This is a genomic window from Streptomyces wuyuanensis (assembly GCF_900103455.1).
In the GTDB taxonomy this organism is placed as follows: Bacteria; Actinomycetota; Actinomycetes; order Streptomycetales; family Streptomycetaceae; genus Streptomyces; species Streptomyces wuyuanensis.
Map to the genome: position 1 here is coordinate 41,172 of NZ_FNHI01000005.1, position 15,555 is coordinate 56,726.

Annotated in this window: 13 protein-coding genes and 1 pseudogene; 2 read left to right on the forward strand and 12 right to left on the reverse strand. The window is 71.4% G+C overall.

The genetic code is table 11. The features are described 5' to 3' along the window. Nucleotides 1-60: 60 nt before the first annotated feature. Nucleotides 61-380: pseudogene (locus tag BLT82_RS37820) on the forward strand (transposase); the annotation flags it as partial. A 357-nt stretch (nucleotides 381-737) separates the two neighbouring features. On the opposite strand, the gene BLT82_RS09240 reads toward BLT82_RS37820, so the two are convergent. The 5 genes from BLT82_RS09240 to pta form a co-directional block, all read right to left on the reverse strand. Next, a complete protein-coding gene (locus tag BLT82_RS09240; protein ID WP_093653403.1) occupies nucleotides 738-995 on the reverse strand; it encodes a Txe/YoeB family addiction module toxin in 258 nt (85 codons plus the stop codon). After that, a complete protein-coding gene (locus tag BLT82_RS09245) occupies nucleotides 992-1,270 on the reverse strand; it encodes a type II toxin-antitoxin system Phd/YefM family antitoxin (protein ID WP_093653404.1) in 279 nt (92 codons plus the stop codon). Before BLT82_RS09245 ends, BLT82_RS09240 begins: the two co-directional genes overlap by 4 nt. Nucleotides 1,271-1,449: 179 nt before the next feature. Then, on the reverse strand, nucleotides 1,450-2,883 hold the full coding sequence (pyk, locus tag BLT82_RS09250; RefSeq protein WP_093653405.1) for a pyruvate kinase: 1,434 nt from the start codon (nucleotides 2,881-2,883) through the stop codon (nucleotides 1,450-1,452). A 91-nt stretch (nucleotides 2,884-2,974) separates the two neighbouring features. Next, nucleotides 2,975-4,216 carry an acetate kinase gene (locus tag BLT82_RS09255; protein WP_093653406.1) on the reverse strand — a complete coding sequence of 414 codons (1,242 nt, stop codon included), beginning with the start codon at nucleotides 4,214-4,216 and terminating at the stop codon, nucleotides 2,975-2,977. Continuing rightward, nucleotides 4,213-6,294, reverse strand: a complete 2,082-nt coding sequence (pta, locus tag BLT82_RS09260) for a phosphate acetyltransferase (protein ID WP_093653407.1) — start codon at nucleotides 6,292-6,294, stop codon at nucleotides 4,213-4,215. The genes BLT82_RS09255 and pta overlap by 4 nt, the downstream gene beginning before the upstream one ends. 234 nt (nucleotides 6,295-6,528) lie before the next feature. On the opposite strand from pta, the gene BLT82_RS09265 reads away from it, so the two are divergent. Further along, nucleotides 6,529-7,554, forward strand: coding sequence for an ATP-dependent 6-phosphofructokinase (locus tag BLT82_RS09265; RefSeq protein WP_093653408.1), 1,026 nt, complete (start codon nucleotides 6,529-6,531; stop codon nucleotides 7,552-7,554). A gap of 98 nt (nucleotides 7,555-7,652) precedes the next feature. Here BLT82_RS09265 and BLT82_RS09270 read toward each other — a convergent pair whose 3' ends face one another. The 7 genes from BLT82_RS09270 to BLT82_RS37825 all read right to left on the reverse strand — a co-directional run bounded on the left by BLT82_RS09270 (nucleotide 7,653) and on the right by BLT82_RS37825 (nucleotide 15,486). Next, complete coding sequence (locus tag BLT82_RS09270) at nucleotides 7,653-8,330, reverse strand: HAD family acid phosphatase (protein WP_093653409.1); 678 nt, start codon at nucleotides 8,328-8,330, stop codon at nucleotides 7,653-7,655. A 226-nt stretch (nucleotides 8,331-8,556) separates the two neighbouring features. After that, complete coding sequence (locus BLT82_RS09275) at nucleotides 8,557-9,165, reverse strand: helix-turn-helix domain-containing protein (protein WP_093653642.1); 609 nt, start codon at nucleotides 9,163-9,165, stop codon at nucleotides 8,557-8,559. A gap of 263 nt (nucleotides 9,166-9,428) precedes the next feature. Continuing rightward, nucleotides 9,429-10,265: a carbohydrate ABC transporter permease gene (locus tag BLT82_RS09280; RefSeq protein WP_093653410.1), complete on the reverse strand. Its 837-nt coding sequence runs from the start codon at nucleotides 10,263-10,265 to the stop codon at nucleotides 9,429-9,431. Next, complete coding sequence (locus tag BLT82_RS09285; protein ID WP_093653411.1) at nucleotides 10,265-11,137, reverse strand: carbohydrate ABC transporter permease; 873 nt, start codon at nucleotides 11,135-11,137, stop codon at nucleotides 10,265-10,267. Before BLT82_RS09285 ends, BLT82_RS09280 begins: the two co-directional genes overlap by 1 nt. Continuing rightward, nucleotides 11,134-12,492, reverse strand: coding sequence for an ABC transporter substrate-binding protein (locus tag BLT82_RS09290; protein WP_244291894.1), 1,359 nt, complete (start codon nucleotides 12,490-12,492; stop codon nucleotides 11,134-11,136). Before BLT82_RS09290 ends, BLT82_RS09285 begins: the two co-directional genes overlap by 4 nt. A 125-nt stretch (nucleotides 12,493-12,617) precedes the next feature. Next, the gene (locus BLT82_RS09295; RefSeq protein WP_093653413.1) at nucleotides 12,618-13,307 is read right to left on the reverse strand and encodes a response regulator; all 690 of its coding nucleotides are present in this window, start codon (nucleotides 13,305-13,307) and stop codon (nucleotides 12,618-12,620) included. A gap of 40 nt (nucleotides 13,308-13,347) precedes the next feature. Next, a complete protein-coding gene (locus BLT82_RS37825; RefSeq protein ID WP_244291895.1) occupies nucleotides 13,348-15,486 on the reverse strand; it encodes an ATP-binding protein in 2,139 nt (712 codons plus the stop codon). Between the last annotated feature and the right edge of the window lie 69 nt (nucleotides 15,487-15,555).

The following is a 15,555-nucleotide window of genomic DNA, read 5'->3' on the forward strand; positions in this document are numbered from 1 at the left end:
GGAAAGAGGCCGTGGGCCGCACCCCGATACGGGGTGCGGCCCACGGTCGTTCGGCAGGCCGTCGACATGGTGCGGGACCACCGGCGTGACGCCTACGACGTCGATCACCTCGGCCCGACAACGGTGTGCTGATCGTGGACGAGACCGGCTTCGTGAAGAAGGGCCGGGCTTCGGCGGGCGTCCAGCGGCAGGACCCCGGCACCGCCGGGCGCAGCGAGCACCCCCGGGTCGGTGCCTTCCTCGCCTATGCCACCAGCCAGGGACGGCGTTGATCGACCGCAGGCTACCTGCCCGAGCAGTCCTGGTGCGGCGATCCCGAGATCCGCCAGGCTGCCGGTATACCCGACGAGGTGCAGTTCGCGACCAAGCCCCGCCTGGCCGGGGCAGATGATCGCCGCCGGAGTGGTGGCTCGTCCGCGTCGCCGGCGTCCGCTGGAGTGTCGAGGAGTGCTTCCAGGCTGCGAAGAGCCAGGTCGGAATCGACCACTACCAGGTCAGACACTGGACCACATGGCAAGCCCTACGTCTATCTCGGGTTGGTCACCGCCGAACTCGCCGAGAAGATCGCCGAGGCGCTGGGCAGGCCCCCGGGAGCCGGTTCGTAGGCGCCCGCACGGCTTGCCCCCACCTGCGGCCGGACAGTCCGCGGGCGCGCCCGCCCAGAGGGGGCGTTGCGGGCCTCTGCGGGAACTGAGCATGCCGCCGTCCCCACCCGCGGCACACGGGCGTCGGACGGTTCAGTAGTGGTAGCGGGCCTTGATGATGACGACCTGCTTGTCGTCGGCTCGGTAGACGAGGCGGTGCTCGTCGTCGATGCGACGGGACCAGTACCCCGACAGATCGCCCTTCAGCGGTTCAGGCTTGCCGATTCCGGTGAAGGGGTCCCGCTGGATCTCGCTGATCAGCCTGTTGATCTTCTTCGCCAACTGCTTGTTGGTGGTCTGCCAGTAGAGGTAGTCCTCCCAACCCGTGGGCCGGAACCGTACGTCCCTCACTCTTCGTCCTCCAGCATGGCGTCGAGCTCCTCCATGGTCTTCTCGATCACGGGGGTCTCGGTCGCCTTGTCCGCGGCGACGGCGGCCATGAGGCGCGCGGCATTGGCGGGGGAGCGCAGGAGGTAGACGGTCTCCTGCCAGGAACGGTAGTCGTCGGCGGACATCAGGACGGCATTGCCGCCCTTGGAGGCGATCTCCACGGGTTCGTGGTCGTCGTTGACCTGCTGGATCAGTGGGAACAGCTTGGCGCGGGCCTCGCTGGCGGAGATGGCCACGTCGCTCCTCCTTCGGCAGTGGTACAGGAACACCGTACCGCAATGGCGGTACGGTGTTCCTGTACCACTCATGCTTTCCGGATGCCCACCCAGCCACCGGGGCGTGTGCGGTCTGCAGAAGCGCCTGTGGGCCGCACCCCTCGAGGGGTGCGGCCCACAGGCGCGAGCGGTCAGGCCGGTCAGGACGGGTGCTTGTCGCCGCCCAGGTGGTGCACCCGGACCATGTTCGTCGTGCCGGGGATGCCCGGAGGTGAACCCGCCGTGATGATCATGACGTCGCCCTCGCTGTAGCGCTGGAGCTTCAGCAGCGCCGCGTCCACGAGGTCGACCATCGCGTCGGTGGTCTCCACGAACGGGGCGATGAAGGGCTCGACGCCCCAGCTCAGGGTGAGCTGGTTGCGGGTGGAGTCGTCCGTGGTGAAGGCGAGGATCGGCTGCTCGGCGCGGTAGCGGGAGAGTCGGCGGGCGGTGTCGCCGGACTTGGTGAAGGCGACCAGCGCCTTGCCTCCGAGGAAGTCGGCGATCTCGGCGGCGGCGCGGGCGACCGAACCGCCCTGGGTGCGCGGCTTCTTGCCCGGGACCAGGGGCTGCAGGCCCTTGGAGAGGAGCTCCTCCTCCGCCGCGCTGACGATCTTGGACATCGTCTTGACGGTCTCGATCGGGTACGCGCCCACCGAGGACTCGGCCGAGAGCATGACCGCGTCCGCGCCGTCCAGGATCGCGTTGGCGACGTCGGACGCCTCGGCGCGGGTCGGGCGGGAGTTGGTGATCATCGACTCCATCATCTGGGTCGCGACGATCACCGGCTTGGCGTTGCGCCGGCACAGCTCGATCAGCCGCTTCTGCACCATCGGGACCCGCTCCAGCGGGTACTCGACGGCCAGGTCGCCGCGCGCCACCATCACACCGTCGAAGGCCATGACGACGTCCGCCATGTTCTCGACGGCCTGCGGCTTCTCCACCTTGGCGATGACGGGGACCCGGCGGCCCTCCTCGTCCATCACCTTGTGGACGTCCTTGACGTCGCCGGCGTCCCGCACGAAGGAGAGCGCGACCAGGTCGCAGCCCATGCGCAGCGCGAAGCGGAGGTCCTCGACGTCCTTCTCCGACAGGGCGGGGACGTTCACGGCCGCACCGGGCAGGTTGATGCCCTTGTGGTCGGAGATGACGCCGCCCTCGATGACGACGGTCTTCACCCTCGGTCCCTCGATCTCGACCGCGCGCAGCTCGACGTTGCCGTCGTTGATCAGGATCTGGTCGCCCTTGGAGACGTCGCCGGGCAGGCCCTTGTACGTCGTGCCGCAGATCGACTTGTCACCCGGCACGTCCTCGGTGGTGATCGTGAACTCGTCACCGCGGACCAGCTCGACCGGTCCCTCGGCGAAGGTCTCCAGACGGATCTTCGGGCCCTGGAGGTCGGCGAGCACGCCCACGGCGCGGCCGGTCTCCGCCGTCGCGCGGCGGAGACGGTCGTACCGCTCCTGGTGCTCCGCGTGGGTCCCGTGGCTCATGTTGAAACGGGCCACGTTCATGCCGGCCTCGATGAGCGCTTTCAGCTGCTCGTAGGAGTCGACGGCTGGGCCCAGTGTGCAGACGATTTTGGAACGGCGCATGAGGCGGATCCTATCGGTTTGTTTCTACGCGGAATATTCCGTCTGGTGGAATGTACAAATGGGCACCCGGCCGCTCAGGCGTTGCTCTTTCTCACTCCGCTCGGCCGCGACCCTCACGGCCCGCGCCGACCAGCGCGAAGGTCTGCCGGGCGATCTCCAGTTCCTCGTCGGTCGGCACCACGGCGACCGCCACCCGTGCGTGGTCGGGCGAGACGAGCCGCGGCACGTCCGACCGTACGGCGTTGAGGTCCGCGTCCACCACGAGCCCCAGCTCCTCCAGGCCGGCGACGGCAGCCTCGCGCACGGGGGCGGAGTTCTCGCCCACCCCCGCCGTGAAAACCACCGCGTCCACCCGTCCGAGCACCGCGTAGTAGGCACCGATGTACTTCTTCAGCCGGTGGACGTAGATCTCGAAGGCGAGCCGGGCGCTCTCGTCCCCCTCCTCGATCCGCCGCCGGATCTCCCGCATGTCGTTGTCACCGCACAGGCCGACCAGGCCGCTCCTCTTGTTGAGCAGCACGTCGACGTCGTCCTCGGACATCCCGGCCACCCGCTTGAGGTGGAACGTGACCGCCGGGTCGATGTCACCGGAGCGGGTACCCATCACCAGCCCCTCCAAGGGGGTCAGTCCCATGGACGTGTCCACGCAGCGCCCGCCCCGGACCGCGGACGCCGACGCGCCGTTGCCCAGGTGCAGCACGATCACGTTCACCTCCTCCGGCTCCTTGCCCAGGAGCTCGGCGGCCCGGCGCGACACGTACGCGTGCGAGGTGCCGTGGAAGCCGTAGCGGCGGATCCGGTGCGCGTCCGCCGTCTCCACGTCGATCGCGTAGCGCGCCGCGTACTCCGGCATGGTCGTGTGGAACGCGGTGTCGAAGACGGCGACCTGGGGCAGGTCGGGGCGGAGCGCCCGGGCCGTGCGGATGCCGGTGATGTTGGCCGGGTTGTGCAGCGGCGCCACGGGGACCAGGCGCTCGATCTCCGCCAGGACCTCGTCGGTGATCAGGGTGGGGGCGGAGAACTTCAGTCCTCCGTGCACCACCCGGTGGCCGATCGCCGCCAGCTCGGGGGAGTCCAGGCCCAGTCCGTCGTGCGCCAGTTCGTCGGCGACCGCCTTCAGCGCGGCGGCGTGGTCCGGGATCGGGCCGGTGCGCTCGCGCTTCCCGGCGCCGGCCGGCCCGGTGTTCACCACCCGGGAGGTCTCCTCCCCGATCCGCTCGACGAGACCGACGGCCGGCCGGGTGCCGTCCTCCATGTCGAGCAGCTGGTACTTCACCGACGAGGAGCCGGAGTTGAGGACCAGCACACGAGTGGCGTTGGCGGAACCGGTCATGCGGTGGACTCCTGACCCTGGGACTGGATCGCGGTGATCGCGACCGTGTTGACGATGTCGCTGACGAGTGCGCCGCGCGAGAGGTCGTTGACCGGCTTGCGCAGCCCCTGGAGCACCGGGCCCACGGCGACGGCGCCGGCCGAGCGCTGCACGGCCTTGTAGGTGTTGTTGCCGGTGTTGAGGTCGGGGAAGATCAGGACGGTGGCCTGACCCGCGACCTCCGAGTCCGGCAACTTGGTCGCCGCGACGGACGGCTCGACCGCCGCGTCGTACTGGATCGGGCCCTCGATCCGCAGCTCGGGGTGGCGCTCGCGCACCAGCTTGGTCGCCTCGCGCACCTTGTCCACGTCCGCGCCGGAGCCGGACGTGCCGGTGGAGTACGACAGCATCGCGATCCGCGGCTCGACGCCGAAGCGCGAGGCCGTCGCCGCCGACTGCACCGCGATGTCAGCCAGCTGCTCGGCGTCCGGGTCCGGGTTGACCGCGCAGTCGCCGTACACGAGCACCTTGTCGGCCAGGCACATGAAGAACACGGACGAGACGATCGACGCCCCGGGCTTGGTCTTGATGATCTCGAAGGCGGGGCGGATCGTGGCGGCCGTGGAGTGGACCGAGCCCGACACCATGCCGTCGGCCAGGCCCTCCTGGACCATCAGCGTGCCGAAGTAGTTGACGTCCGAGACGACGTCGTGGGCCAGTTCGACCGTGACGCCCTTGTGGGCGCGCATCTGCGCGTACAGCTCGGCGAAACGGGGCCGCAGCTCGGAGGTCGCGGGGTCGATCAGCCGGACGTCGCCCAGGTCGATGCCGAGGTCGGCGGCCTTCTTGCGGATGACGTCGGTGTCCCCGAGCAGCGTCAGGTCGCAGACGTCGCGGCGCACCAGTACGTCCGCGGCGCGCAGCACGCGCTCCTCGGTGCCCTCGGGCAGCACCACGCGGCGGCGGTCGGCGCGGGCCTGCTCCAGCAGGTCGTGCTCGAACATCATGGGGGTGACCCGTCCCGTACGGGCGACCTCCAGGCGCGCGAGCAGCCCGGCGGTGTCGACGTGTCGCTCGAAGAGGCCGAGCGCCGTCTCCGCCTTGCGCGGGGTGGCGGCGTTCAACTTGCCTTCCAGCGAGAAGAGTTCGGCCGCGGTGGGCCAGGAGCCGCCGGGCACCGAGATGACGGGGGTGCCGGGGGCGAGACGGGACGCCAGGGTGAGGATCGACTCGCCGGGGCGCTCGTCGAGGGTCAGCAGCAGGCCCGCGATGGGCGGGGTGCCCGCGGAGTGGGCCGCCAGAGCGCCCACCACCAGGTCGGCCCGGTCGCCGGGGGTGACCAGCATGCATCCCGGCTTCAGGGCGTTCAGGACGTTCGGCAGCATCGCGCCGCCGAAGACGAAGTCGAGCGCGTCCCGGGCGAGCCCGGCATCGTCCCCGAGCAGCACGGTGGCCCCCAGGGCCTGGCTGACCTGGGCGACCGTGGGCGCGGCCAGCGCCGGCTCGTCGGGGAGGACGTAGCAGGGGACTGGTAGCCGGGCGGTGAGGCGCTCGGCGATCGCGTCGCGGTCGTCGGCGGCGACCCGGTTCACGATCATCGCGAGGACGTCGCAGCCCAGCACCTCGTAGGCGCGGTGGGCGTTGCGGGCCTCGGCCCGTACGGACTCGGCCGTCTGGCCCTTGCCGCCGACGACGGCTATCACCGACGCGCCGAACTCGTTGGCCAGCCGGGCGTTGAAGGCCAGCTCGTCGGGGAGTTGGGTGGCGCGGAAGTCGGTGCCGAGGACGAGTACGACCTCGTAGTCGCGGGCCACCTCGTGGAAGCGGTCGACCAGCCGGGACACCAGCTCGTCGGTGCCTTTCTCGGCCTGCAGCGCCGCCGCCTCGTGGTAGTCCATGCCGTACGCGGTCGCGGGGTCCTGGGAGAGCCGGTAGCGCACCCGCAGCAGATCGAACAGACGATCGGGGCCATCGTGCACAAGGGGCCGGAACACCCCCACGCGGTCCACCTGGCGGGTCAGGAGCTCCATGACTCCCAGGTCCACCACCTGGCGGCCGTCCCCGCGGTCGATCCCGGTCACGTACACGCTGCGCGTCACGCGTGCTCTCCTGTCCTGCTGGGCTGCGATCGAGCGCGAGGTCCTGGCGCGCTCGGGGTCTCGAGAAAACTCGATAGGGTGGCAATATCCCCTTGACAATACCTCTACGGATAGGTAAGGCGCCCGCCGGGTGGCGGGTCGTCCGGGGCCTCTGGACCGGCAGGGACCCGGGCGTGCGTGTGAGAATCGAAACGAGGCTCACTGGTACCACGAGCGAGCAGGAGACACGGCACGATGCGCATCGGAATTCTGACCGCAGGGGGCGACTGTCCCGGCCTCAACGCAGTGATCCGGTCGGTCGTGCACCGTGCGCTGACCGGCTACGGGGACGAAGTCCTGGGATTCGAGGACGGGTTCAAGGGTCTCCTCGAGGGCCACTACCGCACCCTGGATCTCAACGCGGTGAGCGGCATCCTCGCCCGCGGGGGCACGATCCTCGGATCGGCCCGGCTCGAACGCTCCCGGCTCCGCGAAGCCGCCGAGAACGGCGCCGAGTTGGCGCGGAAGCACGGCCTGGACGCCCTCATCCCGGTGGGCGGCGAGGGCACGCTGACCGCCGCGCGGATGCTGTCGGACGCCGGCATGCCCGTCGTCGGTGTGCCGAAGACGATCGACAACGACATCTCCTCCACGGACCGCACCTTCGGCTTCGACACCGCCGTCACGGTGGCCACGGAGGCCATCGACCGGCTCAAGACCACCGCGGAGTCCCACCAGCGGGTCATGGTCGTGGAGGTCATGGGGCGGCACGCGGGCTGGATCGCGCTGGAGTCCGGCATGGCGGGCGGGGCGCACGGGATCTGCCTGCCCGAGCGGCCCTTCCTGATCGAGGACCTGGTGAAGATGGTCGAGGAACGCTTCGCCCGGGGCAAGAAGTTCGCGGTCATCTGCGTCGCCGAGGGCGCGCACCCGGCCGAGGGCTCCATGGAGTACAAGAAGGGCGAGATCGACCAGTACGGGCACGAGCGCTTCACCGGCATCGGCACCCGGTTGGCCGCCGAGCTGGAACGGCGGATGGGCAAGGAGGCGCGGCCGGTCATCCTCGGCCACGTCCAGCGGGGCGGTACGCCCACCGCCTACGACCGGGTGCTCGCCAACCGCTTCGGCTGGCACGCCGTCGAGGCCGTTCACCGCGGCGAGTTCGGGAGGATGACCGCGCTGCGCGGCACCGAGGTGGTCACGGTGCCGCTCGCCGAGGCGGTGACCCGGCTCAAGACGGTGCCGGAGGACCGGGTCCGCGAGGCCGAGTCGGTCTTCTGACCGGCCGCGTGCGCGGCAGGGGCCCGTCCGCCGGCCCCGGTCGCGGTGCGGCAGGGGCCGGCGGACGGACGCAACCCGCGCGGAGGGCGCGGACCGGCTCAGGACAGCTTGCCGTCGTAGTCGGGCAGCTTGAACGTGCGCTCGGCATGGCCGCCGACCAGGTCGCTGGGCCGGTTGCCGACGTTGGCGACGATCGTGTAGCCCTTGGCCTCGATCTCCGCCCGCTTGCCGGTCTTGTACGCGCTGACCTCGTCGAACAGGTCCGGCAGACTGCGCACGTACAGACCGTCCACCGGGTACCCGGCCCTCTTGAGGTTGTACGACGTCAGCGACTCGATGATGTCGGGGCGGGCGGTGACGAAGAAGATGTCCACTCCGCGGGAGTCCGCGTAGCGGACGAGGTCCAGGACCTGCCGGACCGCGGGCGTCGGGTACTCCCAGAAGTAGTGGAAGTCGGTCTCCAACGAGGTGTTGTCGATGTCCAGCACCATGGCCAGCCGCTGCCCGGAGGCATTGGCCGTGCGCTGCTCGATGTAGGGGCGGGCGGTGGCGAGGGCCGCCGTGACGTCCCGCTGCCAGGTCGCGTAGTCGATGCCGGCGAGGCCGGCGGCGGTGAGGTCCGAGCGCTGCGGCGCGTGGGTGGTGACGGAGGCGGCGGCCGGGGTCTTCGGTGCGGCGCTCGCGGTGTCCGCCGAGGCCGTGGCCGTCATGGACGTGGTGAGGGCCAGCGCGGCGGCCGTGACCGCGGCGCGGGTGGTCCATCTGCGTACATGCATGGGGGGTTCGCTCCTGAGGGAGGTCCGGTGGACGCCCGCCGGCCGGGGAGAGCCGCGGGCCTTGGCATGTTCGCGTTCAACCATGGACGGAATGAAGCGTTCTATCTACCCCCTGGTAACTACGTAATGGCGGAAGGGGGATTCGGGTCCGCGCACCCGTCGCCGGGCAGTGGTGAGGGAACCGGCGCCGCCCGCCGAAGGGCGCGGCCGGCGTGCCGGGAGGGCATCAGCCGGGGGTGAGGGCCCAGAAGTGCTCGACGATCCGGTCGAGGAAGTCCTTGCCGGACTCCCCGGAGCCGGCCGAGGCCCCCCAGCTGGAGGTGGCCGCCATCCGCGCGTGGTAGTCCGAGTGCAGCCGCTGCAGCGCGTCCTCCAGCTGACGTCCGGGAAGCGGCAGCATCCTGGCGACCGGGCGGACGTACGCCTGCCAGCGGGTGGTCGCCGCGCTGCGCAGCAGCTCCGCCAGCTCCCCGTCGCGGCCGGTCGCCGTCAGCAGCTCGCGCGGGGTCAGGGACAGGGCCTCGGCGAGCGCGGCGGTCTGCCGCCCGTTTCCGCGCCAGCGGTTGCCGTCCTCCATACGCCGGTACGACGACGGGTCCATGCCCACTCGGCGGGCCAGCTCGTCGACTCCCATGGCGCGGGCCATGCGGTGCTCGCGCAGGCTCTGGGGAGTGCCGAGCAACTCGCCCGGCGAGCACCACAGCACTCCCGCCAGCGCGGTCAGTTCCCGGGAGTCCGGCGCCAGCAGTCCCCGTTCCCAGGCCACCACGGTGTCCGCGGTGACCCGGAGCCCGTACTGGGCCTGGAGCCCGTACGCGACATGGCCCGGCGCCATCCCCAGGGCCTCGCGCAGTCGGCGGGCGGCGGGAGCGTTGAAAGGCGGGGTGGAGTGCACGCGCACACCGTAGGAGCGGAGAGTCACCTCCGGCTACGGTGCGTTCCCCCAAGCCGGAAACTCGTAGAAAGGTCCACCGGGCCGGTCCGGCGGCGGTGGGCCGTTCCCATGAGACGTGAGGGGCTGCGCGCCTCGCGGGCGAAGCGCGGCACCGCCGGCGGGTGGTCCGCCGCGTCGATGATCCCCCGGGCGCCCGCCTCGGGTCACCCCTTGACCGCCCCGCCCAGTGTGAAGCCGCCCCCGAGCCGGCGCGCGATCAGCACGTACAGGACCAGCACCGGCAGCGAGTAGAGGATCGAGAACGCCGCCAACTGGCCGTAGACCACGGAGCCGTAGTTGCCGAAGAGCGTGAAGACCGAGACGGACGCAGGCAGCTGCTCGGGGGAGAGCAGCAGCATGAACGGAACGAAGAAGTTCCCCCACAGCATGATGAAGGTGTAGATCATCACCACCGCCACCCCCGGGCCCGTCAGCGGCAGCACCACCCGGATCAGGGTCTGCGCCGTCGACGCCCCGTCAGTCCACGCCGCCTCCTCGAGCACGCGCGGCACGCCGTCCATGAAGTTCTTCATCAGCCATATGGCGAAAGGCAGTTGGGAGGTGGCCAGGAACAGCGCCGTCCCGTGCATGGTGTCGATCAGCTCGACCTGCACGAACAGCCCGTACACCGGCACCATCACCGCGGTGATCGGCAGACACGTGGTGAACAGGACCGTGAGCAGGAACGGGCGGTTGAACCGCGACCGGTAGCGGGACAGCGGATACGCGGCGAACGCCGCGCACACGACCGTGACCAGGGTCGCGCCGCCGCACAGCAGCAGACTGTTGAGCATCGGCGTGAAGGTGATCTCGTCCGTCAGCACGGCGTCGAAGTGCCCGGCCGTGACCGATCCCGGCAGCCGCACCCGCAGGTCCGCGCCGGGGTCCACCGACGCCAGCACCAGCCAGAGCAGCGGGAGCGCGAACCCCGCCGCGGTGAGCAGCAGCGCGGCGTCGGCGGCGAGCCGGCGCCGGGTCGCGTGACGTACCGGTGCCCGCATCAGACCTCCACCTTCAGCAGCCGCAGGTACACGACCGAGAAGAGCGACCCCACCAGGAGCAGCAGGAGTGCCACCGCCGTGCCGTACCCGATCAGGCTCTTCAGGAACGCCTGGTCGTACATGAACACCGGCAGCGTCTGGCTGCGGCTGCCCGGTCCGCCGCGCGTCATCGCCCAGATGAGGCCGAAGACGGAGAGCGTGGAGAGGGTGTTGAGCATCAGCGTCGTCCCGATGGAGCGGCGCAGCATCGGCAGGGTGATGTACCGCAGCCGGCGCACCCCGCCCGCCCCGTCGACGGCGGCGGCTTCGGTGACGTCCCGGGGGATCTCCGCGAGCGCCGCCGAGTAGACCAGCATCGAGAACGCCGTGCCGCGCCAGACGTTGGCGAAGGACACCGCGAGGATCGGCAGGGTGAACAGCCAGTTCTGGGACGGCAGATGCAGCTGGTCCAGCACCGCGTTGAGGGTGCCCTCGCGGCGGAAGAACGCGTACAGCAGAAAGGCCGCGACGATCTCCGGGAGCACCCAGGCCGTGATGACGAGTGCGCCCGTGAGCGTGCGCACCGGCCGGGACGCGGCGCGCATCAGCCCGGCCAGCGCCAGCCCCAGTGTGTTCTGCCCGAGGACCGCCGAGACCACCGTGAAGACCAGCGTCAGCCACACCGCGTTGCGGAAGTCCTCGTCGGCGAAGGCGCGGCGGAAGTTGTCCAGGCCGACGAAGTCCGCACCGGACGCGCCGGTCAGCTGGGCGTCGGTGAAGGCGATCCACACGCAGTAGCCGATCGGGCCGGCGAGGAAGAGCAGCAGGAGCACCGTGGCCGGGGCGAGCGGCAGCCACCGCCACGCCCCGGCAGCGCGCGCGTTCCGGCTCATCTGCGCACGACCGCGCCGTCGGTGAGGGTTCCGAGCTGCTCGTCGTACGCCTTCGCCGCCGCCTCGGGCGAGGCGTCACCGGTCGTCACCTTCTCCATGGCCTCACCGATGGCCGAGGACACCTGGGGGTACACCGGCAGCGCCGGCCGGTAATGGGTGTACGGGACGAGCTTGGTGAAGAACGTGATGCCCGGCATGGACGACAGATAGCGCCGGTCCGCCGCCACGTCCTTGCGCACGGCGATCTGGGCGCCGGCGACGTCCCAGCGCACCGCGTTCTCCCTCGACTGCAGGGTCTTGACGAACTCCCAGGCCAGATCCGGGTTCCCGGCCTTCTGCGGAATGGCCCACGTCCAGCCGCCGGACATGGACACCTTGCCGGGTGCCTGGCCGTGCTGGGTCGGCATCGGGGCCTGCGCCAGATCCGTCTCCCAGGCCCGCCACTCCTTCGGCCCCTTGTTGATCCAGTTCTGGCCCATCCACGAGCCGTCGAGGGAGATGGCGAGCTTGCCGTCGGGGAAGAACTCGGTGGCGACACGGGTGCCGATGTTGGGGTCGAGCGCGTCGGAGACGTCCGGGCCGAGCTTCTCCGCGTACACGGTCCGCACGAACCCGAGGGCGTCGCGGAAGCCCTTGCCGCCCGCGACCCACTTCTTGGCCGCCGGGTCGTAGAGGGGGTCCTCGCCCGTGCCGTAGAGCAGCATCTCGAAGCCCTGCATCACGGCGGCCTCGCCCGGGCCCTTGCCGGTGTAGACGTTGAGCGGGATGACGCCGGGGACCTCGCGCTTGACCGTGCGCGCGGCGTCGAGGACCTCGTCCCAGTTCTTCGGCTGCCAGTCCGCGGGCAGCCCGGCCTCGGCGAAGATCTTCTTGTTGAACCACAGACCGCGGGTGTCGGTCCCGTCCGGGATGCCGTACGTCCTGCCGTCCTCGGCCTTGGCGGCCTGCCTGGCCGTGCCGACGAACTGGTCCCAGGCGTCCCAGTCGGCGATGTAGTCGTCGAGGGGCCGCAAGTACCCGGCCTTGATGTCGGAGTTGATGCGGAAGGTGTCCTCGTAGACCAGGTCGGGCGCGGTCTTGGGGGAGCGCATCATCTGCTGGGCCTTGGTGGCGTAGTCGTTGTCCGGGGCCTGGATCGGGATGAGCTTCACCGTCCTGCCCGGGTGGGCCTTCTCGAACTCCTTCTTCACGGACTCGAGGAAGGCGTCCTTGAAGCGGATGTTGTTGTCGGTCGAGCGGTTGTAGACCACCTCGACGGTGTCGGGGTCACCCGAGCCGGAGCCGCCGCAGGCGGTCAGGACGAGGGCGAGGGCGAGCAAGGGGGGAGCGAGGACCTTTGGGGCGGTGGGGCGCACGGGCACGACCTCCTCTGTCAGCCGCGGGGGGCTGCCCGGTGACCGTAGGTCCGGCCGCGGAACAAGGTCAATGCCCGTGCGCAGAAAGGGCTTTCAGCCTTGTGGAGCACGGGTGAAGCGGCTGGTCAGCGGCCGGAGCGGATCCACCGGTACTGGAGCTCCGGGCGGCCGACCTGGCCGTACTGCGGGCTGCGCGCCGCCCGGCCCTCGGTGACGAGGTGCTCCAGATAGCGGCGTGCCGTGATCCGCGAGATGCCCACCGCGGCGCCCGCCTCGGCCGCGGTGAGCCCGGCGTCGGCGTCCCGGAGGGTACGGGTGACCGCCTCCAGCGTCGGTGCGCTGAGGCCCTTGGGCAGCGCGGCGGGCTGGGGGGTGCGCAGGGTCGCGAGGGCGCGGTCCACCTCGTCCTGCCCGGACGCCTCGCCCGCGGCGGCGCGGAACTGGGCGTACCGGTCGAGGCGGTCGCGCAGCGTGGCGAACGTGAACGGCTTCAGAACGTACTGGACGACGCCCAGCGACACGCCCTCGCGGACGACTGCCAGATCGCGGGCGGAGGTCACGGCGATCACGTCGGCGGAGTGCCCGGCGGCGCGCAGGGCGCGCAGCAGCTGAAGGCCGTGCCCGTCCGGCAGATAGAGGTCGAGCAGGATCAGCTCCACGGGCGTGCGCTCCAGGACGCGGTACGCCTCGGCCCGCGAGTGCGCGACGCCCGCCACGGTGAATCCCGGTACGCGGCCCACGTACAGGGCGTGCGCGTCGGCGGCGACGGGGTCGTCCTCCACGACGAGCACTCTGATCCCGGCGGCAGCGGTCACCTCGCCACCTCCGTGCCACGTCTCCGGCCGGGGCGTCCGTTCATCTGTCGACCTCCGTCGTGCGCAGGGGCAGCCGTACGGTGAACTCCGCGCCACCGTACGGGCCTTGGGCCGCCTCGACCGTGCCCCGGCCCCGGTGCGCGGCCTGCCGCACCAGCGCCAGCCCCAGGCCCCGTCCCGGGCCCCTGGTCGACCAGCCCCGCTCGAACACGGCCTCGGCGTCCTCGGCCCCGAGCCCCGGACCGGTGTCGCTGACGCGCAGCACGAGCTCGTCCTCGTCCGTGCGGGCGGTGACGACGACGCGGGGGCGCGCGCCCGCGGCACGGGCGGGCGTCGCGGCCGTGGGAGCGCCTTCCCGGGCGGCCGCGGATCGCGCGGCGGTCGGGGGCGCCTCGTGGGCCCGGCCCGGGGGCCCGGCGGCGTCCCGCGCACCCGGGACGGCGGCCCCGGAGCCGTCCGCGCGGTCCGCGGGCGCGGTCCGCTGTCCGTGGTCGGTGCCGGGCAGGTTCCGAGTGCCGGGGGTGCCGGACCCTGGTTCCGGGGTGCGGGGCCGTGCCGGCGCGTCGGCGTCCGGATTCCGCGGCTCGCCGGAGCCGTCCGCGCCGGGCACGTCCCGTGTGCCGGGGGCGGAGATGGGGAAGCCCTCGGCGTGGTGTCGAGCCGCCGAGCGCGCGCCCGGGACGGTCGCGGTGCGTCCGGCGGCGTCCCGCGCGCCCGACCCGGCGGTGTCCGGTCCGGCCGACGGCTGTGCGCCGCGGCGGGCGGTCGTGGCGGACGCCCCGACCGCCATGGACGCGGGCCCGTCCCCGAGGCGGCCCTCCGCCCGGGCCGACGCGGGCTCGCGCGGCACCGGCGGCGGTGCCGACGACGCCTCGACCGCGTTGTCGATCAGGTTGCCGAGGATGGTGACCAGGTCGCGGGGCGGCAGCCAGGGCGGGAGTACGCCGTCGTCGATGCGGCTGTCGTCGGTCAGGACGAGCTCGACGCCGCTCTCGTTGGCCTGCGCCGCCTTGCCCAGGAGCAGGGCCGCCAGGACCGGCTCGCCGACCGCCGACACCACACGGTCCGTGAGGACCTGAGCCAGTTCGAGCTCCGCCGTCGCGAAGTCGACCGCCTCGTCCGCTCGGCCCAGTTCGATGAGGGAGACCACGGTGTGCAACCGGTTGGCCGCCTCGTGGGCCTGGGCGCGCAGCGCCTGGGTGAAGCCGCGCTCGGAGTCCAGCTCGCCGGTCAGCGACTGGAGTTCGGTGTGGTCCCGCAGGGTCACCACGGTGCCGCGGCGCTCGCCGCCGACCACCGGCTGGGTGGAGACGACGAGCACCCGGTCGGCGGTGAGGTGCAGTTCGTCGACGCGGGGTTCGCTCGCCAGCAGAGCCCCCGTCAGCGCGGGCGGCAGGCCGAGTTCGTCGGGGCCCCGGCCCACCACGTCCCCGCCGAGTCCCAGCAACTCCCGCGCTCCGTCGTTGATCAGCGCAATGCGCCGATGTCCGTCGAGCATCAGCAGCCCCTCGCGCACCGCGTGCAGTGTGGCCTCGTGGTAGTCGTGCATCCGGCTCAGCTCCGCCGCGTTCATCCCGTGCGTGTGCCGCCGCAGCCGCGCGTTGATCACGTACGTTCCGAGTCCGCCCAGCGCCAGCGCCGCGCTGGCCATCCCCAGCAGCGCGGTGACCTGCTTGCCGAGCTGCTCGCTGATCTTGTCGATGGTGATGCCCGCACTGACGAGGGCCACGATCCGGCCGGAGCCGTCCCGCACCGGCGCCACCGTCCGCACCGACGGCCCGAGCGTGCCCGTGTAGGTCTCCGAGACCGTGTGTCCCCGCCGCGCCTCGTCGATGTGACCCAGATAGATGTGTCCTATTTCACCCGGTTCGGGGTGGGTCCAGCGCCTGCCATCCGGGGACATGATCACCACGAAGTCGACTCCCGCGTCCTTCCGCAGCCGCTCCGCGTGCGGCTGCAGGTGCGCCGTAGGGTCGGCGGACCGCAGCGCCGTCACCACCGACGGGAAGTCCGCCACGGCCGTCGCGGTCGCCGTCGTCTGCCGGCGCGCGGTCTCCTCGGCCTGTGCGCGGTCCGTGACGTAGGAGAAGAGCGCGAAACCGGCCACGATGGCGGCGACCAGCACGACCTGCATCGCGAAGAGCTGGCCGGCGAGGCTCCGTGGGCGGGGGATGCGCATGGCTCAAGTCTGCCTGGCCGATTTCGTGTGAACGAAACGTACGCAACGGTGACCGGTGTCACAGGGTGC